Source organism: Yersinia sp. 1252 StPb PI (genome assembly GCF_048593885.1).
Classification (GTDB): domain Bacteria; phylum Pseudomonadota; class Gammaproteobacteria; order Enterobacterales; family Enterobacteriaceae; genus Yersinia; species Yersinia enterocolitica_E.
Genome location: NZ_JAZGQE010000053.1, coordinates 1 through 26,570, shown reverse-complemented (window position 1 = coordinate 26,570; position 26,570 = coordinate 1). Strand labels below are relative to the sequence as shown.

Genomic DNA, 26,570 nt, shown 5'->3' with positions numbered 1-26,570 from the left:
AGTGGTTTTAAAAAAACAAAACCCCTGCATGGCAGAGGTTTATAGTTTGACGAGATTATGCGAATTATCTCGTCAGTTCAGGAGGTTAGAACAGCTTATGCTGTTGCACCCGCCACGGCTTGTTTGGCTAATTCAGTAATACGAGCGTAGTCCCCTTTTTCCAGCGCATCTGCCGGAACCAACCATGAACCGCCAATACACAATACGCTTTTCAGCGCCAGGTAATCACGGTAGTTATTCGGGGTAATGCCGCCGGTTGGGCAGAAACGCACTTGCGAGAATGGGCCGCCGATGGCTTGCAATGCTTTAACACCACCGTTAGCTTCTGCCGGGAAGAATTTAAACTCACGCAGGCCATAACTCATACCCAGCATCAGTTCTGAAACGGTACTGATCCCAGGAATTAATGGGATTGAGCCTTCAGTGGCTGCCTTAAGTAATTCATCAGTCAGCCCTGGGCTGATAGCAAATTGCGCGCCAGCCTCAACCACATCAGCCAACTGCTGTGGATTGAGCACAGTACCTGCGCCGACAATCGCCTCAGGAACTTCTTTTGCGATAGCACGGATAGCCTCAACAGCACAAGGGGTGCGCAACGTCACTTCCAGCACCCGAACACCGCCAGCCACCAGGGCTTTTGCCAACGGTACCGCCTGCTCGAGCTTATTAATCACAATCACCGGGACCACGGGGCCTGCGGTCATGATCTGTTCTGCGCTCGTTTTCCAGCTTTTCATCAGTTGTTATCTCCACTTATGCCGATTGGCATGTACTCACCCGAGGGTGCCAGTTGAAATATGGCAGGCAGAACATGCATTCCTGCTTCTGCCTGCCATAAAGAATCACAATGCGAGCCAGCTAACGACTCTTTATTATTGCGCCTAAGTGAGGCGCTGTTATCGAATAATAAATAATTTATATCCTAAACAATTCGAGTTGCATGAAGGCGGCAACTAAGCAAGTCCCCAGGAGCTTACACAAGTAAGTGACTGGGGTAACTAATCTGCCGGGAGCAGATTTGAACGCTGTTTGCAGCGGCCTCGCACAAGCGAGGCCCATGGACGGGCCGAGTAACAAAGGCGGCCAACACACATGCAGCTTGAAGTATGACGGATATTTATTCGAACTCGTTCCATGAACGACCGTCGCGGGTAATCATGGCAACGGATGCCACCGGCCCCCAGGTTCCAGATTGATATGGCTTAGGTGCGTCATTGTCAGCCGCCCATGCATCCATAATGGAATCGACCCATTTCCACGCTTCCTCAACCTCATCGCGGCGCACAAACAGTGCCTGAATACCACGCATGGTCTCCAGCAACAGACGTTCGTAGGCATCAGCAATATGCTGCTCGTTAAAGGTTTTGGAGAAGCTGAGGTCCAGCTTGGTGGTTTGCAGACGGTGTTTATGCTCCAGACCTGGCACTTTATTCAGCACTTCAATCTCGATACCTTCATCCGGTTGCAAGCGGATCGTCAGCTTGTTTTGAGGCAATTGCTGATAAGACTCGCGGAACAGATTCAGTGCCGGGTTTTTAAAGTAAACCACCACTTCAGAACATTTTGTTGGCAGGCGTTTGCCGGTTCTCAGATAGAACGGCACCCCAGCCCAACGCCAGTCATCAATATCGACACGGATAGAAACAAACGTTTCAGTGTTGCTGTTCTTATTCGCCCCTTCCTCTTCCAGATAGCCGGGTACTTTATTACCCTGGACAAAACCGGCGGTATACTGACCACGCACTGTGGTTTCCCGCACATTGGTGTGGTCGATACGGCGCAATGATCGCAGTACTTTCACTTTTTCATCACGAATACGGTCAGTACTGAGATCTGCTGGCGGTGACATGGCAATCATGGTCAGGATTTGCAGCAGATGGTTCTGGATCATGTCACGCATCTGGCCGGCCTGATCAAAATAGCCCCAGCGCCCTTCAATCCCGACCTCTTCGGCAACCGTGATCTGCACATGGTCAATAGTGCGATTATCCCAGTTAGAAGCAAACAGTGAGTTAGCAAAACGCAGAGCCAACAGGTTCAGTACCGTCTCTTTACCTAAATAGTGGTCGATACGGTAAACCTGACACTCGTTGAAATATTCTGCCACTTGATCGTTAATCACCCGAGAAGAGGCCAGATCCTTCCCTAACGGTTTTTCCATTACCACACGAGCAGGCTCTTTATTCAGCCTTGCTTCGCCCAATCCTTTACAAATTGCACCAAACGTATTGGGTGGCATGGCAAAGTAGTTAATGGTGGTACGATTTTTTTGATCCAGCATCTTGCCCAATTTGGCAAAGTGTTTGCTGTCATTGACATCCAAATTACAGAAGTCGAGACGAGAACTGAGCTTTTGCCACAATTCATCATCCATCTTCTCTTTCATAAAGGTATCGAGGGCTTCCTTTACCACGGCTGTGTACGCGTCTTTGTCCCACTCGGCACGGCCTACGCCGATGATGCGAGTATCTGGGTGGATGTGACCCGCTTTCTCTAATTGGTAAAGGGAAGGCAGCAGTTTCCGGCGAGCCAAGTCTCCCTTAGCGCCGAAAATCACCAGATCACACGCCTGGGCTGCCTGGGCTGTATTAGTTACCGCCATGTTATTCTCCTCGTTGCAGGATATTTGTAATTTTCTTACATTACTAATGTACTCTCTTTGACTATAGCCAGTAAACCCAGATAAAAGCAGAGCAAAAAAGGTTAAAAAACATCCATCAGAGTGCCAGGCCACGCCAAATAAGGCCGTGCAACTTTAAAATGTAATTTTATGACGTTTTTGACAACTATTTACCATTATGAAAATTAGACACAGGTCATATTCTGGTGAAAAAACCTTACTTCCCACCCTATGCCACTGCCAACGGGTCCCAGCTCGTAGTATATTTTCATTAAACCGGCATAGATTTCTCCTTTAAATGAAATCGGTAAAACCCATGGGTGACTCTCGATATATGAATACGCTGGAAAATATCCAAAATAGTCTGGACCTCCTGAGCAAATCAGAAAGGAAAGTCGCTGAGGTGATCCTCGCCTCCCCACAAACTGCCATCCATTCAAGTATCGCGACACTGGCCAAAATGGCGAACGTTAGCGAACCGACGGTTAACCGTTTTTGCCGCCGACTGGACACCAAAGGTTTCCCTGATTTTAAACTGCATTTGGCGCAAAGTCTGGCAAATGGCACACCTTATGTGAACCGCAATGTTGAAGAAGATGATAGTGTAGCCGCTTACACGACAAAAATTTTCGAATCGACCATGGCCAGCTTGGATATGGCGAAAAACAATTTAGATATTGCGGCCATTAATCGGGCAGTAGATTTACTGACTCAGGCGAAGAAAATTTCGTTCTTTGGCCTTGGCGCCTCTGCCGCGGTTGCCCACGATGCGATGAATAAATTTTTCCGTTTCAATATTCCGGTAATTTATTTCGATGACATCGTTATGCAACGTATGAGTTGTATGAATTCCAGTGAGGGTGATGTGGTGGTATTGATCTCTCACACTGGCCGGACGAAAAACCTGGTCGAGTTGGCCCACTTAGCCCGTGAAAACGATGCCACAGTGATTGCTATCACCTCGCGCGATACACCGCTGGCAAATGAAGCAACACTATCACTGCTGCTGGATGTGCCGGAAGATACTGATATGTACATGCCGATGGTCTCCCGTATTGCTCAATTGACATTAATTGATGTGCTGGCAACCGGGTTTACCCTACGGCGTGGAGCAAAATTCAGGGATAACCTGAAACGAGTGAAAGACGCCTTGAAAGAATCGCGCTTTGATAAAGGTTCACCGCGCGTCAACAGCGGTGAATAACGCCAAGGGCAGAAGTCGCTTTGTGTTGTGTTAGCGCATCTTCTCGAGTAATAATTTGACGTATTATTGGAAAATAGTCCTTGTATGGCGGCGGTAAACGTTACCAAACCCGATAAGGGGTAAATAGCTCGCTTTTGTAATGTTGTCATTGATGTATTGGTGGTGCCGGATGGGGCCATTTTTGCATCAATCGTTTTACATCCGCAAGCGGATAACATGCATGGCGCTGTGTGGTAAAACAGGGTTATCGTATCGCATGTCGTCGTAAAATTTGATCTTAATTACATTTTACTATCGGATTCATTATCCGCTGTTTTAACAACACCATGCTTCATCAGTCAACGGAGTAAGAGATGTCCAGACGGCTCAGAAGGACCAAGATTGTTACTACACTGGGGCCGGCTACCGACCGCGACAATAATCTGGAAAAGATTATTGCTGCTGGTGCTAACGTAGTCCGCCTGAATTTTTCCCATGGTAGCGCCGAAGATCATGTGTTGCGGGCCAATAAAGTCCGTGAGATCGCTGCAAGATTAGGGCGCCATGTTGCTATTCTTGGCGATTTGCAAGGTCCTAAAATCCGGGTATCTACTTTTAAGGAAGGCAAAGTATTCCTTAACGTACATGATAAATTCTTGCTCGATGCCAATATGGCAAAAGGCGAAGGTGATAAAGACAAAGTCGGTATCGATTACAAAGGCCTACCCGCTGATGTGGTTCCTGGTGATATTTTGCTGCTGGATGATGGCCGGGTACAATTAAAAGTCATTGAAGTCCAGGGCATGAAAGTGTTCACCGAAGTTACTGTCGGTGGCCCTCTCTCCAATAATAAGGGCATTAATAAGCTCGGTGGCGGTCTGTCGGCAGAAGCGCTGACAGAAAAAGACAAAGCCGATATTATTACCGCCGCTAAAATCGGGGTGGACTTCCTGGCTGTTTCGTTCCCACGGACTGGCGAAGATTTGCATTATGCCCGCCGTTTGGCGCGTGATGCTGGCTGTAATGCACAAATCGTGGCGAAAGTTGAGCGTGCTGAGGCGGTCGCAACCGATGAAGCTATGGATGATATCATCCTGGCCTCTGATGTGGTGATGGTTGCCCGTGGTGATTTGGGGGTGGAAATTGGTGACCCAGAGCTGGTGGGAATTCAGAAGAAACTGATCCGCCGTGCTCGTCAGCTTAACCGTGCGGTTATCACCGCGACTCAAATGATGGAGTCAATGATAACCAACCCGATGCCAACCCGTGCGGAAGTGATGGACGTTGCTAACGCCGTGCTAGATGGTACTGACGCTGTTATGTTGTCAGCAGAAACCGCTGCCGGTCAGTATCCAGCAGAAACGGTTGCTGCTATGGCACGAGTTTGTCTGGGTGCAGAGAAGATCCCAAGTATCAATGTGTCTAAACACCGCCTTGATGTGCAATTCGACAATGTCGAAGAAGCTATCGCGATGTCGACCATGTATGCAGCAAACCACCTGAAAGGTATCACTGCCATTATCGCCATGACCGAATCTGGCCGTACGGCACTGATGATGTCCCGTATCAGCTCCGGTTTGCCTATCTTTGCGATGTCGCGTCATGACCATACTTTAAATCTGACGGCAATCTACCGTGGTGTCACGCCAGTTTATTGTGATACCCATACTGATGGTGTTCTGGCGGCCAGTGAAGCTGTCAGCCGACTGAAAGATAAAGGTTTCCTGGTCTCAGGTGATCTGGTTATTGTAACGCAGGGCGATGTGATGGGGACTATTGGTACGACCAATACCAGCCGCATCCTACGTGTTGAATAGTTTATTGTAGCCAATAAATGCAAAAGCCCGCGACTAAAATGTGCGGGCTTTTTTTATGTTTAATCACGATAGCGACGGTTAAATATCCTTACGAACATAAGGCTCTATCTCACCCTCTTTACGGGTTTTCAACAACTTAAGAATCCAGGTATATTGCTCCGGGTTGGGTTTGACCAACAACTCAACTTCTTCATTCATACGGCGGGCAATATAGGCGTCATCAGCATCAGCCAAATCATCCATCGGTGGACGAATATAGATATCAAGGCGGTGTTCGCGATAATTATAGACTGGGAACATCGGTACGATTGCCGCACGACATACTTTCATCAAACGCCCTACTGCTGGCAAGGTCGCCTTATAGGTGGCAAAGAAATCAACAAATTCACTTTGCTCAGGGCCATAATCTTCATCCGGCAAATAGTAGCCCCAGAACCCCTGGCGCACTGAACTGATAAATGGCTTGATGCCACTTTCACGCGCATGAATTCGCCCACCAAACCGCAAACGGGCACTATTCCATAAATAATCAACTAGCGGATTGCGCTGATGATGGAACATACCGGCAACCGGTTTGCCCTGTTCTGCGAGCAGCATTGCCGGTATATCGATCGACCAGGCATGTGGCACCAACAAAATGACATTACGCTGCTGCTGCTGCAACTCGTCAAGAATCTCCAAACCGTGCCAATGAACCCGAGAGAGTACTTTCTTCGGTTCACGAAAGCACAGTTCTGCCATCATCATCAACGGTTGCGCCGCAGTGGCAAACATCTGGTCAATGATATGTTCGCGCTCAGCTTCTGGCAGCTCTGGCATACAATAAAGAAGATTAATCCGCGCGCGACGACGGGCGCTCTTGGCAAACTTGCCCGCCAGACGGCCAATCCCTGCTAACAAAGGATCGCGGAATTTCGGTGGCACATAAGCCATCGCAGCCATAGAACCGGCCCCCAACCATACCCCCCAAAACCGTGGGTGGAGGAAAGATTTCTTAAATACCGGAATAAAGCCAGCGGCGTCATTTTTATCTTTATGCATGGGGGAACTCTTGGAATTCTGTGGGCTAATAATAGTATACCTTTCATCCTTGAAGCCGCAGGGTTGCTAGCTACTCCCACTCACCCGAATCACTTAACCTAAGTTCATTGGGATTGGTAGGTTTGCTGCCCCCTGCAACTCCACGGTCTGGGTATAACACTCCGGTAGATAGTGGTTACTGGATAGTGGTTAATCCAGTTGTAACTGCGGAATGACCTGCTTGGCGATAGCCAGATAGTCACTGCGGTCTTTACCACTCAAGCCTTCTGAGCGCGGTAATTTAGCTGTTAATGGATTAACGGCTTGCTGATTCATCCAGAATTCATAGTGCAAATGAGGACCAGTAGAGCGGCCAGTATTACCTGACAATGCGATACGATCACCACGTTTTACTTTTTGACCTGGCTTGACCAACAACTTTTTCAGATGCATATAACGGGTGGTGTATTGGCGACCATGGCGGATAGCAACATAGTTACCCGCCGCCCCACTGCGTTTTGCGATCACGACTTCCCCATCACCGACGGCGAGTACTGGCGTCCCGACAGGCATAGAGAAATCCACACCTTTATGCGGGGCAATACGCCCGGTTACCGGGTTTAGGCGGCGTGGGTTAAAGTTTGACGACACCCGGAATTGCTTCATGGTAGGGAAACGCATGAAACCACGGGCCAGGCCAGAACCAAGCCGGTCATAAAATTTACCGTCATCGGCACGGATAGCGTAGTAATCCTTACCACCGGAACGCATACGCACCCCGACCAGTTGGCTTTGCTCACTGCGACCATCAAGAATTTCACGTGACATCAAAACCGAGAATTGATCACCTTTACGCAGTTTAGCGAAGTCAAGCTGCCACTGTAATGCTTTAGTGACCGCGCGAATCTCGGAAGCCGTCAAGCCCGCCTTCCTGGCGCTGGTGACAAAGCTGCCATCAAGGCGCCCCGTCAGAACCTTGTTGCTCCACTCACCTTTTTGTAGCTCTTTGGTCTCTTTGAAATTATTGCCAACACGGTCATAAGTCCGCGTTTCACGACGAGAAACTTCCCAAGTCAGGCGCTGTAAATCACCGGTATCATTGACGGTCCAAGAGATTTGCTGCCCTATCTTCAAATTACGCAGATCACGGTTTTGCGTCGCCAACAGCGACACATCAGAGATATCGATGCCGTACTGGGTAAGAATACTGCTTAGGGTATCCCCAGTTGAAACCACATACTCATGAACACCGGTTTCACTGACATCTTTGGCATCTAGCTCATCTTGCGGAATTTCATCATCAGGCGTGGGCTGATCGATGGGTTCGCTGGCTTCAGGTAATAAAATGCGGGTTTGGCTGGTATCTAATACCACGCTCTTAGCGACAGGTTCATGCTCGGGGTGATAAACAAAAGGCCGCCAAACAGCTACGGCCAGAGTCATTACAGTCAACGACCCCAGCATAATACGGTGGGGTCGAGGGAGATTGTTATACGCCAAGGTGATAGTTCGGACTATCTGCTGCACTTATGAGTATCCTTTTAATCTTACTTCAGGCAGCTCACGTATTGGTTCGACAACTGAGACAAAAAGTTCACATAGCTGTCCTTGCCTAATACGATGCCGCTGCCCAAGGGATCCAAGGTGCCTGAACGCACATTTGTTCCTTTAGCAACGGCATTAATGACGGCCGGCCTGAATTGTGGCTCAGCAAAAACGCATATCGCTTTATGCTCAACCAACTGTGTTCGAATTTGATGTAAACGCTGCGCACCAGGCTGTATTTCGGGATTGACTGTAAAATACCCTAACGGGCTCAAGCCAAAGTGTTTTTCAAAGTAGCCATAGGCATCATGAAAGACGAAATATCCCTTACCTTGGGCAGGCTTCAACATAGTAGCAATATTTTTTTCGTTTTGCGCTAGTTGATCCTCGAATCGGCGCAGGTTTGCATCTAATTTGTCCTTATTTTGTGGCATAAGTTCCAATAATCTGTCGTGAATAGCGATTGCAGATTGTTTCGCAATCGTTGGCGACAACCAAATATGCATGTTGTTCTCGCCATGATGGTGCTCGTCACTGTGATTATCTTCAGCATGATCATGGTCATGCCCTGCGGTTTCACCTTCATGTTCATCATGTTCGTCACCTTTGATCAATAAAGGTGTAACTGAAGGTAACTCAGCCAGTGCAATCTTTTTATTATCAGCAACTTGTGTCAATGGTTTTGTTAAAAATGCTTCCATTTCTGGTCCGACCCAAATAACCAGCTCGGCACTGCGTAACCGCTGGACATCCGACGGACGAAGCGCATAATCGTGTGGCGATGCACCATCGGGCAATAATACTTCCGTTGGTAACACCCCATCGGCAATGGCAGAGGCAATAAAACCTAATGGCCGTACTGATGTAACGACCGCCGCTGAGGCAATATTAAATGGGTTGGCAATTAAAATTGCGCTGGCTAGCATTGCCCACTTTAGCCATTTTTTTTTATGTAACATAATACGAATTCTCGACGTTTTGTTGGGTAAAGCGTAATATTATAACATTCACTCGGTTCTGCAAACGTAATCATAATGTCCACATTGGTAACTCTACATAATATATCCGTCACTTTTGGTAGTCGGCGGGTACTGAACGATATCTCCCTTTCACTGCGACCGGGAAGAATTCTCACCCTGCTTGGGCCAAATGGTGCCGGTAAATCGACGCTGGTTCGCGTGGTACTGGGGCTGATTCCTCCCACCAGCGGCACGCTTGTCCGTCAGCCGGGCTTACGCATCGGTTATGTTCCGCAAAAACTCCATTTGGATGCCACATTACCGCTCACTGTAAGCCGTTTTATGCGTTTGAAACCGGGTGTCAAAAAGGCGGATATCCTGCCGGCACTCAAGCGTGTGCATGCAGCACATTTATTAGACCAACCCATGCAAAGGCTGTCTGGTGGTGAGAACCAACGCGTGCTGTTAGCCCGTGCATTACTGAACAAACCGCAGTTACTGGTACTGGATGAACCAACGCAAGGTATTGATGTTAATGGGCAATTAGCGCTATACGACTTAATCGAGCAACTGCGTAAAGAGTTAGGCTGTGCTGTTATGATGGTTTCCCATGACTTGCATTTAGTGATGGCCAAAACTGATGAAGTATTATGCCTTAACCAACATATCTGCTGTTCTGGCGCACCAGAGGTGGTTTCCACTCATCCTGAATTTATTGCCATGTTTGGCAATCGTGGCGCTGAGCAGCTAGCGGTTTATCGCCACCACCATAATCATCGACACGATTTGCACGGAAAGATTATTTTGAAGAACAGCGGGAGTCGTGAGGCATGATTGAATTATTGCTACCTGGCTGGCTAGCAGGAGTATTATTGGCAACAGCGGCCGGCCCGCTGGGGTCGTTCGTCGTTTGGCGTCGAATGTCCTATTTTGGTGATACTCTGGCCCATGCCTCCTTACTGGGTGTGGCTTTTGGTTTACTGCTAAATGTGAATCCGTTTTATGCCGTGATTGTAATGACCATGGTATTAGCCGTGATTCTGGTGTGGTTAGAACGTCGCCCACAGTTAGCAGTCGATACGCTACTGGGGATCATGGCTCACAGCGCATTATCACTGGGCCTGGTGGTCGTGAGTCTGATGCATAATGTCCGGGTCGATTTAATGGCCTATCTGTTTGGTGATCTGCTTTCCGTAACACTGAGTGATATCTGGTTGATTGCCGTAGGTGTTATTGTGGTGTTAGCAGTGCTGTGCTGGCAATGGCGGGCACTGCTGTCAATGACGGTTAGCCCGGAGCTGGCTCATGTTGATGGGGTCAACCTGGAACGGGTACGGATGTTGCTAATGCTGGTCACCGCACTGACTATCGGGCTGTCGATGAAGTTTGTTGGCGCGCTGATTATCACCTCACTGCTAATCATTCCTGCCGCGGCAGCTCGTCGTTTTGCCCGAACCCCCGAACAGATGGCTGGAATTGCCATCGGTATTGGTATTGTTGCCGTGACCGGTGGTCTGACATTCTCTGCTTTCTATGACACCCCCGCCGGGCCTTCAGTAGTACTTTGTGCGGCGGTCATGTTTGTACTTAGCCTGTCACAAAAGGCGCGTGGATAATTGCTCGATTAAAGGGGGGTTTAGAGTAATAACCCCCCTATCCACCCTTACCATTAATGTTGTCAAACCATTAACTCCCGCCACTAATAGCAATAACCTCGTTCACGATTAGCGTCTATTGCTAAACATTCCAACAATCATCAATTCTGTATTTTATATTTTAATTAGTGTGATCAACCACAAATACAATAAAATTGCAGTGTAATACCCTGCCTATCACTCAAATCAATGAGCAATATAATGGTTATGCAGATACATCTTTCATTTCTGCATGGGCTTGTATGCTCACAATTTACGCAGAATGATTATTCCGCAGAGGCGGCTCTCATGGATAGATCCACACCCACTGGTTTACTTCAGCAACCCAAACCATTCTTCATGATTTTCTTTGTCGAACTATGGGAGAGGTTCGGTTATTACGGTGTTCAAGGTATTCTTGCTGTTTTCTTCGTGAAGCAGTTAGGGTTTTCACAGGAACAAGCGTTTGTCACTTTTGGGGCTTTTGCCGCTTTGGTTTATGGCCTGATTTCGATTGGTGGATATGTCGGCGACCATTTATTAGGCACTAAACGCACCATGGTATTAGGCGCTATCGTGCTGGCTCTCGGATACTTTGCTACCGGTTTATCACTGTATAACCCAAATCTAATCTTCTTTGCTTTGGGGACCATTGCTGTCGGTAATGGTTTGTTTAAAGCTAATCCGGCTAGCCTATTATCAAAATGCTATCCCCCCAAAGATCCACGCCTTGATGGGGCCTTCACCTTGTTTTACATGTCGATCAATATCGGCTCCCTAATTTCACTGTCATTGGCTCCGGTTATTGCCGAACGCTTCGGTTATACCGTGACCTATTATTTGTGCGGTATTGGTTTGATTTTTGCTTTGTTGGTCTATTTCTGCTGCCGCCATATGGTGAGTCATATCGGTTCCGAGCCTGATGCTAAACCGTTAAATTGGCGAAACTTGCTACTGGTACTGGCTGGTAGTGCGGTGATGATATGTCTCTGCGCTTGGTTAATGAACCATGTGGTGATTGCCAATCTGGTGCTGATCGTCTTATCGTTGATTGTGGTATTTATCTTTTTCAAAGAAGCATTTAAGCAGGATAAATTAGGCCGCAATAAAATGTATGTCGCTTTTATTCTGATGATTGAAGCTATCGTCTTCTACGTGCTGTATGCACAGATGCCAACGTCACTCAACTTCTTCGCCATCAATAATGTTCATCATGAAATTCTTGGTTTCACTATCAATCCGGTGAGTTTCCAGGCACTAAATCCATTCTGGGTAGTGGTGGCCAGCCCGATTTTAGCCTCAATTTATACCCGCCTGGGCAGTAAAAACCGTGACTTATCGATGCCGGCCAAATTTACTTTAGGTATGTTTTTATGTTCACTGGGTTTTCTGACAGCGGCCGCCGCGGGGATGTGGTTTGCTGATGCACAAGGTCTGACATCACCTTGGTTTATCGTTCTGGTTTACTTATTCCAGAGCCTGGGGGAATTGATGATCAGTGCTTTAGGTTTAGCGATGGTGGCGGCACTGGTACCGCAATATCTGATGGGCTTTATTCTGGGGATGTGGTTCCTGACGCAAGCCGCATCGTTCCTGATTGGCGGTTATGTTGCCACCTTTACCGCGACACCTGAAGGGATAACAGACCCACTCGAAACACTGCCTATCTATACCGATGTTTTTGGCAAAATTGGTATCACCACCCTGGCCATTGCATTGGTTATGGCGCTACTCATTCCATGGCTTAATCGAATGATTAACATACCTGTCGGCGAACAAGCAACCGCCTGACTATCACTCCATCAGGGCTGGCATTGGCTCAGCCCTGCATCAAAAAATTTACTCTTCGCGGGTAATCCCAAAATGTTTGTAGGCATGATTGGTGGCAATTCGCCCACGTGGTGTGCGTTGAATAAAACCTTGTTGGATCAAATAAGGTTCCAGCACGTCTTCAATCGTTTCCCGCTCTTCGCCAATCGCGGCGGCCAAGTTATCCAGCCCGACCGGACCGCCCATAAACTTGTCAATCACGGCGAGCAACAGCTTACGGTCCATAAAGTCAAACCCTTCGGCATCGACATTAAGCATATCTAGCGCTTTCATCGCCACATCGCCGTTAATCGCGCCATCGGCTCTGACTTCAGCAAAATCTCGCACCCGGCGCAGCAGACGGTTAGTGATACGTGGCGTCCCTCTTGAACGACGCGCCAGTTGATGAGCCCCTTCTGGCGTCAGTTCCAACCCCATACACTTGGCACTGCGCGCGACAATATGTTCTAAATCTGCCACCTGATAAAACTCCAGGCGTTGCACAATACCAAACCTGTCACGCAGTGGAGAGGTCAATGAACCGGCGCGAGTGGTGGCACCAATCAGGGTAAATGGCGGCAGATCAAGTTTGATTGAACGGGCAGCGGGGCCTTCACCAATCATGATATCCAATTGATAATCTTCCATTGCCGGATAGAGGATCTCCTCTACAACCGGCGATAATCGATGGATTTCATCAATAAACAGGACATCGTGTGGCTCAAGATTGGTCAGCATCGCCGCTAAGTCACCGGCCTTTTCCAAGACCGGGCCGGAGGTAGTTCGCAGGTTCACCCCCATCTCATTAGCAACAATATTTGCCAATGTGGTTTTACCCAGCCCTGGCGGGCCGAAAATCAGGACATGATCAAGCGCGTCGCCACGCTGTTTTGCCGCCTGAATGAAGATTTCCATTTGCTCGCGGACGTGGGGCTGCCCGACATATTCAGCCAATAGCTTTGGTCGGATAGCCCGATCAATGCTCTCTTCATCACTGATAATACCTGCCGATATCAGGCGGTCTGCTTCAATCATCCTGTATGACTCACTCTATAATGCGGAACGCAGAGCGTCGCGGATCAGGGTTTCACAGTCAGCACCCGGTTTAGCAATTTTGCTCACCAAACGGCTGGCTTCCTGTGGTTTATAGCCCAAAGCAACCAGTGCCGAAGCAGCTTCCGCCTCAATATCGGCATCCGATGTTTGCGATGAACTGGCGGGTAACTGAATATCGCCGGTATTATTGAACAGATCGCCATTCAGACCTTTAAAGCGGTCTTTCATTTCCACCACCAGCCGTTCGGCCGTCTTCTTGCCGACACCGGGTAATTTAACCAAAGTGGTAATGTCTTCCCGTTCAACCGCGGCCACAAATTGCTGCGCAGACATGCCGGAGAGAATGGCCAGCGCCAGTTTAGGCCCAACACCGTTAACTTTAATCAGTTCGCGAAACAGCGCCCGCTCCTGCTTATCATTAAAGCCATACAAAAGCTGAGCATCTTCACGCACGATAAATTGGGTAAAGATAATGGCTTCCTGCCCCAAGTCCGGCAGCTCATAAAAGCAGGTCATTGGTAATTGGACTTCATAGCCAACACCGTTTGTTTCCAACAGCACCAGCGGTGGCTGTTTTTCCAGAATGATACCTCTGAGGCGCCCTATCACGTTGACTCTCTCCTCGTTTACCCGCGGTCGGGTATAAACATAATGGCTGTTTATAGCATAAAAAAGGCTGGATGGATATCCAGCCAACAATAACTGTTAACCTGTTCGCGTCTGGTAATAGGTTAGCGAATTCTGCCACGCGCCAATGTCATTTGGTCATTGCCCAATCGCAAGGTATTTTGACTAAGATGGCAATGGGTTATCGCAATAGCTAATGCATCGGCCGCATCGGCCTGGGGATTCGCTGGCAGTTTTAACAGTGAACGCACCATATGTTGAACCTGACTTTTTTCTGCCGCCCCGGTTCCCACCACAGTTTGCTTTACCTGACGGGCTGCATATTCAGAAACCGGTAAATTCAGGTTTACCGCAGCAACAATTGCAGCGCCACGTGCTTGCCCCAGCTTTAACGCCGAATCCGGGTTTTTCGCCATAAACACTTGTTCAATAGCAAAAAAATCAGGTTGGAACTGAGTGATAATTTCAGTCACACCAGCATAAATTAGCTTCAGACGAGTAGGCATATCGTCAACAACAGTGCGGATACAGCCGCTGCCCAGATAAGTGAGCTGACGGCCTTGCTGGCGAATAACGCCATAACCGGTGACACGAGAACCGGGATCGATGCCTAATACGATCGCCATACCAGTTTTTTACCTTATTCGCTGCATTGCTTCTCATTAATACTATGTTGAGTAACATTAATGAGCAAAGGCACCGTACCTGTGCAATACCGGGGGGGCCTCTAAAAACACTGGCCACAGAATGCGGCCAGAGAGAATGACATAACTCATTGAACAACCGGATGAGATGACGCTGTTTTACAATGTTGCCGCCACTTCATCAGAGATTTCACCGTTATGGTAAACCTCTTGCACATCATCAGAATCTTCCAGCATATCGATCAAACGCAGCAGTTTTGGTGCGGTTTCCGCATCCAAATCCGCTTTGGTTGATGGAATCAACGCAACTTCAGCACCTTCTGCCACCAGACCCGCTGCATCCAAAGCATCTTTCACCGCGCCCAGTGACTCCCAAGCCGTGAACACGTCAATAGCACCGTCATCATATACCACGATATCATCGGCACCCGCTTCCAATGCCGCATCCATCACGGTATCTTCAGCCAAACCTGGTGCGTAAGAAATGACGCCTTTTTTGGTAAACAGATAGGAAACAGAACCATCGGTTCCCAAATTACCGCCGGTCTTAGTGAATGCATGGCGGACTTCAGATACGGTACGGTTACGGTTATCACTCAGACATTCAACCATCACGGCAGTGCCGCCAGGTCCGTAGCCTTCGTAAATAATAGTTTCCATATTGTTATCTTCGTCACCACCAACACCACGGGCAATTGCGCGGTTCAGGGTGTCACGCGTCATATTATTCGATAGCGCTTTATCGATGGCCGCACGTAAACGTGGGTTTGCACCGGGATCACCACCACCCAGACGTGCCGCAGTCACCAGCTCACGGATAATTTTAGTGAAAATCTTACCGCGCTTAGCATCCTGTGCCGCTTTGCGGTGTTTTGTGTTGGCCCATTTACTATGACCTGCCATAAATAAGTATCTCCAAAAATACTAGCTTGAATAAAGAACATACTCTTCAATCGCTTGCTGATTACTCCAGGATTTAGTTAATGCTGCGGCATCTGCAGCATCTAACCACTGGTAGGCAAGATGTTCGGTGATAACCACATCCCGCTCTTCGGGTAACGCCAGACAGAACCAATGTTCTTTATTCCGCGTAACACCCGGCGCATAGCGACGGCGCAAATGCACAAAGAGTTCAAATTCCACACAACGCTGGCAGTCGAGTAGATCAAGGTTTTCACCCAGTATATCAATGCCGACTTCTTCCTTTACTTCGCGCTGTGCGGTTTGCCGCGGCGCTTCCCCCTCTTCCAGACTGCCGGTCACCGACTGCCAGAAATCAGGATCATCACGCCGTTGCAACATCAACACCCGACCACTGGATCTGGCGTAGATCACCGCCAGTATTGATTCGGGGCGCTTATAATTCATTACTGATTCTCTTCTTCCGCTACGTCTGTTGCCCCTTTCTTCGCCACTACGCTGATTGACAGCTCTTGCAGAGAAGCAGGATTAGCAAAGCTTGGCGCATCGGTCATCAGACAAGCCGCCGCAGTGGTTTTCGGGAAAGCAATGACATCGCGAATGTTATCAGTACCGGTCAGCAGCATCACCAGACGATCCAGACCGAAAGCCAGACCTGCGTGTGGTGGTGTGCCATATTTCAATGCGTCCAGCAGGAAGCCAAATTTCTCACGTTGCTCGTGTTCATTGATACCCAGAATACCAAACACCTGTTGCTGCATTTCGGTACGGTGAATACGCACGGAACCGCCACCCACTTCATAACCGTTAATCACCATATCGTACGCATTGGCGATAGCCGTAGTCGGTGCCGCAGCCAATTGCTCTGGGCTCATCTCTTTTGGTGCAGTAAACGGATGATGCATCGCCGTTAGGCCGCCTTCGCTATCATCTTCAAACATCGGGAAGTCAACAACCCACAGCGGCGCCCATGTTCCCAATTTGGTCAGTTCCAGATCACGACCTACTTTCAGACGCAATGCACCCATCGCGTCAGTGACGATTTTGTTGCTATCGGCTCCAAAGAACAGGATATCGCCGCTTTCAGCCTGAGTGCGAGCCAGAATGGCTTCCAGCACCTCTGCACTGAGGAATTTCGCAATTGGGCTTTGTACACCCTCAACGCCGGCTGTACGGTCATTGACTTTCAACCATGCCAAGCCTTTCGCGCCATAGATGCTGACAAACTGGCCGTACTCATCAATTTGCTTACGGGTAACCTGTGCGCCACCGGGAACACGCAGTGCAGCGACACGACCTTTGACATCATTTGCCGGGCCAGAGAAGACTTTAAACTCAACGTCTTTAACCAGATCCGCAACATCCACCAATTCCATTGGGTTACGCAGGTCTGGTTTATCAGAACCGAAACGACGCATAGCTTCAGCAAAAGTCATCACCGGGAAATCACCCAGCTCGACACCGTTGGTTTCCTGCCACAATTCACGCACCAGTTTCTCCATCACTTCGCGCACTTGATCGGCGGTCATGAAAGAGGTTTCAACATCGATTTGGGTGAATTCAGGCTGGCGGTCAGCACGCAAATCTTCATCACGGAAGCATTTTACGATCTGATAATAGCGGTCAAAGCCAGACATCATCAGCAACTGTTTAAACAGTTGTGGTGATTGTGGCAATGCATAGAACTTGCCTTTGTGTACCCGGCTTGGCACCAGATAGTCACGCGCACCTTCTGGCGTTGCCTTGGTCAGCATTGGGGTTTCAATATCGAGGAAACCATGGCTGTCCATAAAGCGACGGACAAAGCTGGTGATTTTTGCACGGGTTTTCAGGCGATCGGCCATTTCCGGGCGACGCAAATCCAAATAGCGATACTTCAGACGCTGTTCTTCACTGTTGGTCTGATTAGAGTCCAGTGGCAACGGCTCAGAACGGTTGATGATATTCAGCGCATTGGCAAAGATTTCCACTTCACCCGTCGACATATCTTTATTGATTTGGCTATCTGGGCGCGCGCGCACGGTGCCGGTAATCTGGATACAGAACTCATTACGCAACTCTGAAGCCTGTTCAAAAGCGGCTTTATGGTCTGGATCGAAAAATACCTGAACGATGCCTTCGCGATCACGCATATCAATAAAAATCAGACCACCGAGGTCACGACGACGGTTAACCCAACCACAAAGTGTAACGCTTTGGCCCACATGGGACAGATTCAACTGCCCGCAATACTCAGTACGCATACAATATCCTTTTACTCAGCCGATGCCACACGCGTTATGCACTGTCCGTGCGACTGTTTTCTTAGGTGTTTTGGATTAAAGAGTCTTGAAAAATGGGGGCCATTATAAAGGAATTTCATGGTATAGATAAGAGCGAACGCACAGCTCAGGCATGACAAAATCCCTTTCAGCGATGTTTTAACACATCATTTAACAAATTTATCCCCTCACAAGGACCGCCCGATAACATATGCTAGCAACAACGGGTCAGCAGGTGGAACCGCTCATCCAGACTTTCGCATAATGATATTGAGGCGTAACAGAATGAAACTTGATGCAAAAACCACCGCACTGGTACTGATTGACCTACAACAAGGGATCTTACCTTTTGCCAAAGGCCCCTATACGGCTGAACAGGTCATCGCCACCAACGCACAATTGGCAAAGCAGTTTCGCCTGCTGGGTGCTCCGGTGATTTTGGTGCGAGTGGGTTGGTCTGACTCCTTCGCCGAGGCACTAAAACAGCCAGTAGATCAGCCAAGCCCTGCCCCCGAGGGTGGGTTGCCAGACTCATGGTGGACGTTCCCCGAACAACTCGCGGTGGCTGATCAAGATATCAAAATTACTAAACACCAGTGGGGCGCATTTTGTGGCACAGATTTGGATTTACAATTGCGCCGACGCGGCATAAAGACCATCGTATTGGCGGGGATTGCCACCAATATCGGTGTGGAATCAACGGCTCGTGCCGCTTGGGAGCACGGTTATGAGTTGGTGATTGCCGAAGATGGTTGCAGTACGGCGAGCAGCGAGATGCAGCAGTTCGCATTTACACATATTTTCCCGCGGATATCCCGCGTGCGCAGCAGTAGCGAAATTCTTGCGGCCCTTAACGCGTAACGCTATAACGTCAGCGCAGCTAACAACGCAGTAGTACCAACTAAGAAAAGTTTACCCAAATTAATTGGTGTTACAGCTAGGCAGCAAATGAATGACAAATCGGTCGGGAATCGATTTGAACAGCATTTATGCTAGCCCGCAGGGTGAGCCTCAGTATGAGGCTCATTAATCTCGATGAGCTGACATTAGTCAGTGATTCGGGTGACAAATTTGCCGGGAGCAGATTTGAACGCTGCTTGCAGCGGCCTCGCAGAGGTGAGGCCCATGGATGGGCCGAGTAATGAGTGCAGCTAACAACGCTGTAGCGCCAAGTAAGAAGGGTAAAATATGTATATCGGACTGCCGCAATGGCAACACCCAACCTGGAACCGGCTGGGTATCAAGGATTTAGCTGACTATAGCCGCTACTTTAATTGTGTTGAAGGGAATACCACGTTTTATGCATTGCCACGGCTGGAAATAGTACAGCGCTGGCGTGATATGACGCCGGACAGTTTCCGCTTTTGCTTTAAATTCCCCTCGACGATTAGCCATCAGGCGGCTTTGCGCGAATGTGAGCAAGATCTACAGGCTTTTTATCACTGTTTGGCCCCACTGCATGAACGCATTGGCCAGTTGTGGTTACAGTTGCCCGCCGCATTTGGGCCTAATGCGTTGAACCATTTGTGGCAATTTCTCGATAAATTGCCCGCAGGCTTCAATTATGGGGTCGAAGTGCGTCATCCTGAGTTTTTTGCCAAAGGTGCTGCTGAGTTGGCGCTCAATCAAGGTTTGCACCAACGGTCAATCAATCGGGTAATATTAGATAGCCGCGCTATTCATGCCGCCAAACCAGCAACTGCGGCCGTACGGGATGCACAAAGCAAGAAACCCCGCCTCCCTGTTCATGCTGTCGTCACTGGCAGTCACCCCTTGGTGCGATTTATTGGTGGCGACCAAATAGATGATAATTTGGCTCTATTTTCGCCATGGTTACAAAGACTGCCACTGTGGGAACAGCAATATCAGCCTTATTTATTCATTCACACACCAGATAACAGCGACTCGCCGCAGCAAGCGCAAAAGCTATGGCAACAGTTGGCAGCACACATACCGACGCTAGTAACCCCACCTGACTGGCCTGAACAAGTGACGTTGTTTTAAGCTCATCTTTCCAAACACTAAACTGAACCTCAAGAAATGACAATCCATCGATTTTTCTAGCGACAGTGACCCAACAGGCGGTTATCATTATTCCGCCAGTCTATGGTTGGGCAATGGAGTTGAAAATGGTTAGCTCGCTTTATGTCGTGTTGGGCGCACTGTTATTGATAAAGCTTTCATTTGATGTGGTTAAATTGAGAAACCAGTACCGGGTAGCTTATGGCGACGGCGGTTTTTATGAATTACAAACCGCTATCCGGGTACATGGGAACGCCGTAGAATATATCCCTATTGCTGTCATTTTGCTCATTATGATGGAGATGAACGGTGCTGAAACGTGGATGATCCATATCTGTGGATTAATGCTGATAGTTGGCCGCCTGCTGCATTATTATGGTTTACGCCATCGCGAAATTCGCTGGCGTCGCTCCGGGATGAGCGCCACCTATGTTTCTTTGGTATTAATGGTTATAGCTAATATTTACTACTTGCCTTGGGATCAGATTTTCAGTCTGACCTGATAGGCTTATCGCTTGTTCCGTTGCGAGGTCCCCATCGCCGGAGTTCTATTAGTTTGGGCGGCTGACTACCGCCTTCACGCTCATCTGTGTCTATCAGCTCTCTTCTCACGCATTATCACGCTAATGCGTTTGGTTTTCTGTTATAATATGCGCCTTAAATTTCTTGTTAATGCCAATGACAGTCATGCCAAATCGCGACACTCAATCTCAAAACGACGCACAACGCCATCCGGCTGAGGCTATCGAGCCACTGCGTGACAGCCTATTTGCTGCCCCTATTGCCAAGTTAGGTGACTGGACCTTCGACGAAAAAGTTGCTGAAGTGTTCCCCGATATGATCCAGCGATCGGTCCCTGGTTACTCCAATATTATTTCGATGATAGGCATGTTGGCGGAACGTTTTGTGCAGCCTCACAGCCAGATTTATGATCTCGGCTGCTCGCTGGGTGCGGCCACCCTGTCAATGCGCCGTAATATTAAGGCTGAAGGTTGCAAAATTATTGCCGTGGATAACTCGCCAGCAATGGTCGAACGTTGTCGCCGCCATCTTGATGCTTTCCGGGCAGAAACGCCGGTGGAGGTTGTGGAGTCCGATATTCTGGATATTCGGCTGGAAAATGCCTCCATGGTGGTGCTTAACTTCACTCTACAATTCCTTGAACCGGCAGATCGCCAGCGGCTACTTAACCAAGTGTACCAAGGGTTACGCCCGGGAGGTGCTCTGGTGTTATCCGAAAAATTCAATTTTGAAGATAACGATATTGGCGAATTACTGTTCAATATGCACCTCGATTTTAAGCGCGCTAATGGCTATAGCGAACTGGAAATCAGTCAGAAACGCAGCATGCTGGAGAACGTCATGTTAACCGACTCGGTTGAAACCCATAAACAACGCTTGCATCAGGCGGGTTTTGAACACGCAGAAGTCTGGTTTCAATGCTTTAACTTTGGTTCACTGATCGCCCTGAAAGCAGGAGAGGCGCAATGATTGAATTTGGCGATTTTTACCGGCTGATTGCCAAAGGACCGTTAAGCCCATGGTTAGATACCCTGCCCGCTCAGCTCAGTGCCTGGCAGCGTGAGTCGTTACACGGCAAGTTTAAAACCTGGTTTAATGCGGTAGAGCATTTGCCGTTACTGACACCGACCACATTGGATTTGCGTGACGGGGTACGGGCAGAAATGTCCCCCCCGATTTCTGCCGGTCAGCGGGAAGGGATGGAGAATATGTTGCGTGCGCTGATGCCGTGGCGCAAAGGCCCATTCTCGCTATATGGGCTGGATATTGATACTGAATGGCGTTCTGACTGGAAATGGCAACGGGTGTTACCCCATATCAGCCCACTGGCTGGCCGTAGCATTTTGGATGTCGGTTGTGGTAGTGGTTATCATTTGTGGCGCATGATTGGCGAAGGTGCCCATCTGGCCGTCGGTATCGACCCAATGCAACTGTTTTTATGCCAATTTGAAGCTATTCGTAAACTGCTAGGGGGGGATCAGCGAGCGCATGTGTTGCCACTGGGTATCGAACAGCTGCCGGAACTGGCAGCCTTTGATACCGTATTCTCGATGGGGGTGCTGTATCATCGTCGCTCACCTTTGGACCACCTTTATCAGCTCAAAAATCAGTTGGTCAGCGACGGTGAACTGGTACTTGAAACCTTAGTCGTTGCAGGCGATAGCCAACAGGTGTTAGTCCCGGGTGACCGTTACGCTCAGATGCGCAACGTATATTTCATTCCATCGGCACCGGCATTGAAAGCCTGGTTGGAAAAGTGTGGGTTTGTCGATGTCAGGATCGCTGATATGGCGGTGACCACCACCGATGAACAACGCCGTACTGACTGGATGACCAGCGAATCGTTAGCCGAGTTTCTTGACCCACATGACCCGAGTAAAACGGTGGAAGGCTACCCTGCTCCCCTCCGAGCGGTATTAATTGCGCGTAAGCCATAATAAAGCTGCCCCGGCGTAATTGGCCGGGGCAGTGTACAACGGTTGGCAGCGCGGTTGAAAGATCTAGGCACTTTGTGAGAGGGGGCGGCCCATCACTAATAAACTCTTCATTGCCTCAACAACATCACCATCAACACAATAATGGGCAAACTCATCAACATCACTGTCTGCACACATAGTGACGCCCGCTTTGCGATATTTCATCGTCGATGGGACCGCCCGCCCGGCAGAGCTGTGCAGCTCACGGATACCGGCATCAATAAACTTTTGCATATTCGTCAAACGAACCCCAGCGCCCGCCATGATAACCGGCCCTTTATCCTGGGTTGCAGCCAGCAAATCTTTTAATAACGCCAACCCCAGCTCAGCATTTGGCTGCTGGCCCGAGGTTAAAATCCGCGCCACATTCAGGTCAGTTAATTGCTGTAAGGCAATCATTGGGTTCTGGCACATATCAAATGCCCGGTGGAAAGTGACCGCCAATGGGCCACTGATGGACATTATCTCCCGCATCCGTGGCATATCAATGTGACCGTCGGTATCCAGTACACCAACCACTACGCCCGCAAATCCCATATCACGGATCCGCGCGATATCATTTTTGATGATTGCAAAATCATTATTGCTATAACAAAAATCGCCGCCTCGAGGCCTTACGATAGGATGCACCGGAATAGTAACAGTTTCATTGGCTTGCATTAATGTACCAACGCTGGGTGTTAAGCCCCCTTCGGACTGACCGCAGCACAATTCAATCCGGTCGGCTCCTGCCTTTTCTGCTATCTGCGCGCAATCAACGCTATAGCAACAAATTTCCAATATAGTCATTCTCTCTCCCGTTTGACGAACGCCACTGCGACAGTATCTATACCCGCTTACTTACGGGCATATAAATAAGAACTAAATAATTTACCTGTTGAATAAATAGCGAAGATCGCTCTCAAGTAAAAACAGAAACTAATAAAACATACTTAAGCGTTTACTATGGCACTCATTTTAAATCTATGAGTAGATGTCAGTCACAGTGATAACCATAAGTGAAAGTCGCTATCAAAATAAATACCCCATTAACGTTAAATATTTTGCTCGCTGGCTATAATTTGCCGCAAAGTATAGGGATGGAACTTAATGGTTATCTCACCATCACTCACCGCCAGTGTCGGGTTGGCTAAGCGCTCATGTTCCCCTTGTGGAGAACTGAATTTCTCGCTGATACCCTCCGGTAATGTGGCTGGTAATAAAGCACGAGCGCGTGACCTCAAGGTATGCGGGTCCCCCGGCAAGACTAGCTCGATATGCTCCCATCCCTGATGGGGGTAATGTGTTTTCCCCGGATAGGGTAATTCCACGCAATCGATCAGCCATGGCCCAACCACCAGAGGTTGAGCCAAGTCGAACAGGCAAATCACCCGACCATTGATCAGTGTCTCGGACATCAAATCACCGCACTGCGCTAACCCACTGCGCCAACGTTGCGCGGTTTCGACTTGGTGGCAACGTAACGAAATATGATCAGCGCTAAATTGCATTAAATCCAAATTCAATCGCGTGGCGAAGCCAGCCAGTTTTTGCTCAAAGCATGGTAAGTCAGTAAATAAGTCCTGTAATTCGGCAATATCTTTCAGGCTACGCATCCGGCTCTCCTTTTGAATTGTTATTGCGGGCAGTAACGCGGCCATAATCTACCGTTATTACCGCTAATCAGCCATATTTAATCTAACCGTTTTGTTCTTTCGCATTCGCCATTGCTAATAAAATAACCGGTTAATCTATTTAGCCATGAGATTAGCGACAACCACTGGCCTGATGCTGACGCCGAGGGTCAAATATGGTATAAATCCTGCCATCTTGTGACTAACCCTCTGCCAGACGGCTCTGCCGCCCATCATTTTTGTGGTGAAAGGCTTTGGCCTTGTTTGAATTAACTGGCACAGAGATTTTCTTGTGCGTCATTAATCTGTCTTTTGTGCGTAATTAAGGTAACCCGGTGAATATTCAGGCTCTTCTCTCAGATAAAGTCAGCCAGGCGCTGATTGCAGCAGGTGCTCCAGCAGATAGCGAAGCTCAGGTTCGCCAATCTGCTAAAGCTCAATTTGGCGATTATCAAGCTAATGGCGTAATGGCCGTTGCCAAAAAACTTGGCATGCAACCAAGGCAACTGGCAGAAAAAGTCATCGAGCTGCTTGATCTTTCAGGTATTGCCAGCAAAGTTGAGATTGCCGGCCCCGGTTTTATCAATATATTTCTTGACCGCCAATGGGTTGCCAGCAAAGTAGAGCAGGCATTGACCGCGCCGAAGCTTGGAGTTACTCCCGTTGAGCCACAGACTATTGTCGTTGACTACTCTGCCCCCAATGTGGCCAAACAGATGCATGTCGGCCACCTGCGTTCAACCATCATCGGCGATGCAGCGGTGCGCACTTTAGAGTTTCTGGGACACAATGTTATTCGCGCTAACCACGTGGGTGACTGGGGAACCCAGTTCGGCATGTTGATCGCCTATTTGGAAAAGATGCAGAACGAAAATGCCAGTGATATGGGCTTATCGGATCTGGAACTTTTCTATCAGCAAGCCAAGAAAACCTATGACGAAGATGAAGCATTTGCCCAACGCGCCCGCGCTTATGTAGTAAAACTGCAAGGCGGTGACGAGTATTGCCGCCAGATGTGGCGCAAGTTAGTCGATATCACCATGGCGCAAAACCAGATTGCCTATGATCGGTTGAATGTCACACTGACCAAAGATGATGTCATGGGTGAAAGCCTGTATAACGCCATGTTGCCGGGTATTGTTGCTGATCTGAAAGCCAAAGGGCTGGCGGTCGAAAGCGAAGGCGCAACCGTGGTCTATCTGGATGAGTATAAAAATAAAGATGGTGAGCCAATGGGCGTCATCATTCAGAAAAAAGATGGCGGTTACCTCTACACCACCACAGATATCGCTTGTGCCAAATATCGCTATGAAACCTTGGGTGCAGACCGCGTGCTGTATTACATCGATACCCGCCAGCACCAGCATCTGATGCAGGCCTGGACTATCGTTCGTAAAGCCGGTTATGTTCCTGAGTCAGTACCACTTGAGCACCATATGTTTGGCATGATGCTGGGTAAAGACGGTAAGCCGTTTAAGACGCGTTCCGGCGGCACAGTGAAGCTTGCCGATTTACTGGATGAAGCTATCGAGCGTGCCGGCAAATTGATTGCCGAGAAAAATCCCGATATGCCCGCAGATGAACTAAAGCAGGTGGTGGACGCCGTCGGTATTGGTGCAGTGAAATATGCCGACTTGTCTAAGAGCCGTACCACTGACTATATCTTCGACTGGGATAACATGCTGGCACTGGACGGTAACACGGCACCTTATATGCAATATGCCTATACTCGTGTGGTTTCAGTATTTAAACGTGCCGGTATTGATGAAAGCAACCTGACATTGCCATTGGTTATCACCGAGGACCGTGAAGCGGCACTGGCTACCCGTCTGTTGCAGTTTGAAGAGGTCATCACTACCGTGGCCCGTGAAGGCACACCACATGTGATGTGTTCATACCTATATGATTTAGCAGGCTTATTCTCCAGCTTCTACGAACACTGTCAGATCCTCAATGCAGAAAGTGAAGAGATCCGCCAAAGCCGCCTGAAACTGGCGATGCTAACCGCAAAAACACTAAAACAAGGTCTGGATACTTTAGGTATTCAGACGGTCGAACGGATGTAATGGGCGATTATATCTAAAGCCGTTACGCTGTAAAATGCAGGGCAGCGGCTATATCAGTGAAAAGGCACCCTTGGGTGCCTTTGTTATAATACCAGCCAGCAGATTAAATCACCGACCGCTAATTGCTCTCAGGGATGTCGGGTATCATAAACTCCCCGCTTGAATAATTGAAAATCCCACCCTGAATATTGTTATTTTTATTAGTATTATAGGGGGAGCGTATCAGTAACTGTTTCCCTGAAGCTTCATCAGAGATAGTGCCACGGGCAATACCC

At 48.6% G+C, this 26,570-nt stretch carries 24 protein-coding genes; 11 read left to right on the top strand and 13 right to left on the bottom strand.

Annotated features, from left to right (window positions below; all coding sequences use genetic code 11):
* Positions 1–95 precede the first annotated feature (95 nt).
* Both V2A85_RS10225 and zwf read right to left on the bottom strand, forming a co-directional pair.
* A complete protein-coding gene (locus V2A85_RS10225; protein WP_005163029.1) occupies positions 96–737 on the bottom strand; it encodes a bifunctional 4-hydroxy-2-oxoglutarate aldolase/2-dehydro-3-deoxy-phosphogluconate aldolase in 642 nt (213 codons plus the stop codon).
* Positions 738–1,117: 380 nt separating this feature from the next.
* A complete protein-coding gene (gene zwf / locus V2A85_RS10220; protein ID WP_372558925.1) occupies positions 1,118–2,602 on the bottom strand; it encodes a glucose-6-phosphate dehydrogenase in 1,485 nt (494 codons plus the stop codon).
* A 334-nt stretch (positions 2,603–2,936) separates the two neighbouring features.
* Here zwf and V2A85_RS10215 point away from each other — a divergent pair, with 334 nt between their 5' ends.
* A complete protein-coding gene (locus tag V2A85_RS10215) occupies positions 2,937–3,824 on the top strand; it encodes a MurR/RpiR family transcriptional regulator (RefSeq protein ID WP_372558924.1) in 888 nt (295 codons plus the stop codon).
* A gap of 353 nt (positions 3,825–4,177) precedes the next feature.
* Positions 4,178–5,620, top strand: a complete 1,443-nt coding sequence (gene pyk / locus V2A85_RS10210; RefSeq protein WP_372558923.1) for a pyruvate kinase — start codon at positions 4,178–4,180, stop codon at positions 5,618–5,620.
* Positions 5,621–5,698: 78 nt separating this feature from the next.
* Here pyk and lpxM read toward each other — a convergent pair whose 3' ends face one another.
* From lpxM to znuA, 3 genes are all read right to left on the bottom strand, one after another.
* Entirely contained in the window at positions 5,699–6,661 is a 963-nt protein-coding gene (lpxM, locus tag V2A85_RS10205) for a lauroyl-Kdo(2)-lipid IV(A) myristoyltransferase (RefSeq protein ID WP_372558922.1), read from the bottom strand.
* Positions 6,662–6,850: 189 nt separating this feature from the next.
* A complete protein-coding gene (gene mepM / locus V2A85_RS10200) occupies positions 6,851–8,167 on the bottom strand; it encodes a murein DD-endopeptidase MepM (RefSeq protein WP_372558921.1) in 1,317 nt (438 codons plus the stop codon).
* Between the two features lie 20 nt (positions 8,168–8,187).
* Entirely contained in the window at positions 8,188–9,144 is a 957-nt protein-coding gene (znuA, locus tag V2A85_RS10195; RefSeq protein ID WP_420071355.1) for a zinc ABC transporter substrate-binding protein ZnuA, read from the bottom strand.
* A gap of 75 nt (positions 9,145–9,219) precedes the next feature.
* On the opposite strand from znuA, the gene znuC reads away from it, so the two are divergent.
* The 3 genes from znuC to dtpB all read left to right on the top strand — a co-directional run bounded on the left by znuC (position 9,220) and on the right by dtpB (position 12,569).
* On the top strand, positions 9,220–9,978 hold the full coding sequence (gene znuC / locus V2A85_RS10190) for a zinc ABC transporter ATP-binding protein ZnuC (RefSeq protein WP_420071354.1): 759 nt from the start codon (positions 9,220–9,222) through the stop codon (positions 9,976–9,978).
* Complete coding sequence (znuB, locus tag V2A85_RS10185; RefSeq protein ID WP_083158999.1) at positions 9,975–10,760, top strand: zinc ABC transporter permease subunit ZnuB; 786 nt, start codon at positions 9,975–9,977, stop codon at positions 10,758–10,760. Before znuC ends, znuB begins: the two co-directional genes overlap by 4 nt.
* 327 nt (positions 10,761–11,087) lie before the next feature.
* Positions 11,088–12,569 (top strand): dipeptide/tripeptide permease DtpB, encoded by a 1,482-nt coding sequence (dtpB, locus tag V2A85_RS10180; RefSeq protein ID WP_372558920.1) that lies wholly within the window; start codon positions 11,088–11,090, stop codon positions 12,567–12,569.
* Positions 12,570–12,617: 48 nt separating this feature from the next.
* Here the strand turns inward: dtpB and ruvB are convergent, their stop codons facing one another.
* From ruvB to aspS, 6 genes are all read right to left on the bottom strand, one after another.
* Positions 12,618–13,622 carry a Holliday junction branch migration DNA helicase RuvB gene (gene ruvB / locus V2A85_RS10175; protein ID WP_083159001.1) on the bottom strand — a complete coding sequence of 335 codons (1,005 nt, stop codon included), beginning with the start codon at positions 13,620–13,622 and terminating at the stop codon, positions 12,618–12,620.
* 15 nt (positions 13,623–13,637) lie between these two features.
* On the bottom strand, positions 13,638–14,252 hold the full coding sequence (ruvA, locus tag V2A85_RS10170; protein ID WP_083159002.1) for a Holliday junction branch migration protein RuvA: 615 nt from the start codon (positions 14,250–14,252) through the stop codon (positions 13,638–13,640).
* A gap of 122 nt (positions 14,253–14,374) precedes the next feature.
* The gene (ruvC, locus tag V2A85_RS10165; protein WP_005185237.1) at positions 14,375–14,896 is read right to left on the bottom strand and encodes a crossover junction endodeoxyribonuclease RuvC; all 522 of its coding nucleotides are present in this window, start codon (positions 14,894–14,896) and stop codon (positions 14,375–14,377) included.
* Positions 14,897–15,073: 177 nt separating this feature from the next.
* Positions 15,074–15,817 (bottom strand): YebC/PmpR family DNA-binding transcriptional regulator, encoded by a 744-nt coding sequence (locus V2A85_RS10160; RefSeq protein WP_083159003.1) that lies wholly within the window; start codon positions 15,815–15,817, stop codon positions 15,074–15,076.
* Between the two features lie 21 nt (positions 15,818–15,838).
* Complete coding sequence (gene nudB, locus V2A85_RS10155; protein WP_372558919.1) at positions 15,839–16,282, bottom strand: dihydroneopterin triphosphate diphosphatase; 444 nt, start codon at positions 16,280–16,282, stop codon at positions 15,839–15,841.
* Positions 16,282–18,078 (bottom strand): aspartate--tRNA ligase, encoded by a 1,797-nt coding sequence (gene aspS / locus V2A85_RS10150; RefSeq protein WP_420071353.1) that lies wholly within the window; start codon positions 18,076–18,078, stop codon positions 16,282–16,284. The genes nudB and aspS overlap by 1 nt, the downstream gene beginning before the upstream one ends.
* 303 nt (positions 18,079–18,381) lie before the next feature.
* On the opposite strand from aspS, the gene V2A85_RS10145 reads away from it, so the two are divergent.
* The 5 genes from V2A85_RS10145 to cmoB all read left to right on the top strand — a co-directional run bounded on the left by V2A85_RS10145 (position 18,382) and on the right by cmoB (position 22,577).
* On the top strand, positions 18,382–18,957 hold the full coding sequence (locus tag V2A85_RS10145) for a hydrolase (protein ID WP_420071352.1): 576 nt from the start codon (positions 18,382–18,384) through the stop codon (positions 18,955–18,957).
* Between the two features lie 327 nt (positions 18,958–19,284).
* The gene (locus V2A85_RS10140; RefSeq protein WP_420071351.1) at positions 19,285–20,100 is read left to right on the top strand and encodes a DUF72 domain-containing protein; all 816 of its coding nucleotides are present in this window, start codon (positions 19,285–19,287) and stop codon (positions 20,098–20,100) included.
* A 125-nt stretch (positions 20,101–20,225) separates the two neighbouring features.
* On the top strand, positions 20,226–20,621 hold the full coding sequence (locus tag V2A85_RS10135; RefSeq protein ID WP_083163679.1) for an MAPEG family protein: 396 nt from the start codon (positions 20,226–20,228) through the stop codon (positions 20,619–20,621).
* A 184-nt stretch (positions 20,622–20,805) separates the two neighbouring features.
* Positions 20,806–21,609, top strand: a complete 804-nt coding sequence (cmoA, locus tag V2A85_RS10130) for a carboxy-S-adenosyl-L-methionine synthase CmoA (RefSeq protein WP_420071350.1) — start codon at positions 20,806–20,808, stop codon at positions 21,607–21,609.
* Positions 21,606–22,577 carry a tRNA 5-methoxyuridine(34)/uridine 5-oxyacetic acid(34) synthase CmoB gene (gene cmoB / locus V2A85_RS10125; RefSeq protein WP_372558915.1) on the top strand — a complete coding sequence of 324 codons (972 nt, stop codon included), beginning with the start codon at positions 21,606–21,608 and terminating at the stop codon, positions 22,575–22,577. Before cmoA ends, cmoB begins: the two co-directional genes overlap by 4 nt.
* 63 nt (positions 22,578–22,640) lie before the next feature.
* Here cmoB and cutC read toward each other — a convergent pair whose 3' ends face one another.
* Together cutC and V2A85_RS10115 are read right to left on the bottom strand one after the other, a co-directional pair.
* The gene (cutC, locus tag V2A85_RS10120; protein ID WP_083159007.1) at positions 22,641–23,405 is read right to left on the bottom strand and encodes a copper homeostasis protein CutC; all 765 of its coding nucleotides are present in this window, start codon (positions 23,403–23,405) and stop codon (positions 22,641–22,643) included.
* Between the two features lie 245 nt (positions 23,406–23,650).
* The gene (locus V2A85_RS10115) at positions 23,651–24,211 is read right to left on the bottom strand and encodes a VOC family protein (RefSeq protein WP_372558914.1); all 561 of its coding nucleotides are present in this window, start codon (positions 24,209–24,211) and stop codon (positions 23,651–23,653) included.
* A gap of 353 nt (positions 24,212–24,564) precedes the next feature.
* Here V2A85_RS10115 and argS point away from each other — a divergent pair, with 353 nt between their 5' ends.
* Entirely contained in the window at positions 24,565–26,295 is a 1,731-nt protein-coding gene (gene argS / locus V2A85_RS10110) for an arginine--tRNA ligase (protein ID WP_372558913.1), read from the top strand.
* The last annotated feature ends 275 nt before the right edge of the window (positions 26,296–26,570 follow it).

Bases quoted from the DNA above. Each gene is read 5' to 3' on its own strand.
- V2A85_RS10140 (WP_420071351.1), top strand. From the start codon at position 19,285: ATGTATATCGGACTGCCGCAATGGCAACACCCAACCTGGAACCGGCTG.
- znuA (WP_420071355.1), bottom strand. From the start codon at position 9,144: ATGTTACATAAAAAAAAATGGCTAAAGTGGGCAATGCTAGCCAGCGCA.
- V2A85_RS10115 (WP_372558914.1), bottom strand. From the start codon at position 24,211: ATGCGTAGCCTGAAAGATATTGCCGAATTACAGGACTTATTTACTGAC.
- nudB (WP_372558919.1), bottom strand. From the start codon at position 16,282: ATGAATTATAAGCGCCCCGAATCAATACTGGCGGTGATCTACGCCAGA.
- aspS (WP_420071353.1), bottom strand. From the start codon at position 18,078: ATGCGTACTGAGTATTGCGGGCAGTTGAATCTGTCCCATGTGGGCCAA.
- V2A85_RS10135 (WP_083163679.1), top strand. From the start codon at position 20,226: ATGGTTAGCTCGCTTTATGTCGTGTTGGGCGCACTGTTATTGATAAAG.
- V2A85_RS10225 (WP_005163029.1), bottom strand. From the start codon at position 737: ATGAAAAGCTGGAAAACGAGCGCAGAACAGATCATGACCGCAGGCCCC.
- znuC (WP_420071354.1), top strand. From the start codon at position 9,220: ATGTCCACATTGGTAACTCTACATAATATATCCGTCACTTTTGGTAGT.
- lpxM (WP_372558922.1), bottom strand. From the start codon at position 6,661: ATGCATAAAGATAAAAATGACGCCGCTGGCTTTATTCCGGTATTTAAG.
- zwf (WP_372558925.1), bottom strand. From the start codon at position 2,602: ATGGCGGTAACTAATACAGCCCAGGCAGCCCAGGCGTGTGATCTGGTG.
- cmoB (WP_372558915.1), top strand. From the start codon at position 21,606: ATGATTGAATTTGGCGATTTTTACCGGCTGATTGCCAAAGGACCGTTA.
- V2A85_RS10215 (WP_372558924.1), top strand. From the start codon at position 2,937: ATGGGTGACTCTCGATATATGAATACGCTGGAAAATATCCAAAATAGT.
- cmoA (WP_420071350.1), top strand. From the start codon at position 20,806: ATGCCAAATCGCGACACTCAATCTCAAAACGACGCACAACGCCATCCG.
- znuB (WP_083158999.1), top strand. From the start codon at position 9,975: ATGATTGAATTATTGCTACCTGGCTGGCTAGCAGGAGTATTATTGGCA.
- ruvB (WP_083159001.1), bottom strand. From the start codon at position 13,622: ATGATTGAAGCAGACCGCCTGATATCGGCAGGTATTATCAGTGATGAA.
- dtpB (WP_372558920.1), top strand. From the start codon at position 11,088: ATGGATAGATCCACACCCACTGGTTTACTTCAGCAACCCAAACCATTC.
- cutC (WP_083159007.1), bottom strand. From the start codon at position 23,405: ATGACTATATTGGAAATTTGTTGCTATAGCGTTGATTGCGCGCAGATA.
- V2A85_RS10145 (WP_420071352.1), top strand. From the start codon at position 18,382: ATGAAACTTGATGCAAAAACCACCGCACTGGTACTGATTGACCTACAA.
- V2A85_RS10160 (WP_083159003.1), bottom strand. From the start codon at position 15,817: ATGGCAGGTCATAGTAAATGGGCCAACACAAAACACCGCAAAGCGGCA.
- ruvC (WP_005185237.1), bottom strand. From the start codon at position 14,896: ATGGCGATCGTATTAGGCATCGATCCCGGTTCTCGTGTCACCGGTTAT.
- pyk (WP_372558923.1), top strand. From the start codon at position 4,178: ATGTCCAGACGGCTCAGAAGGACCAAGATTGTTACTACACTGGGGCCG.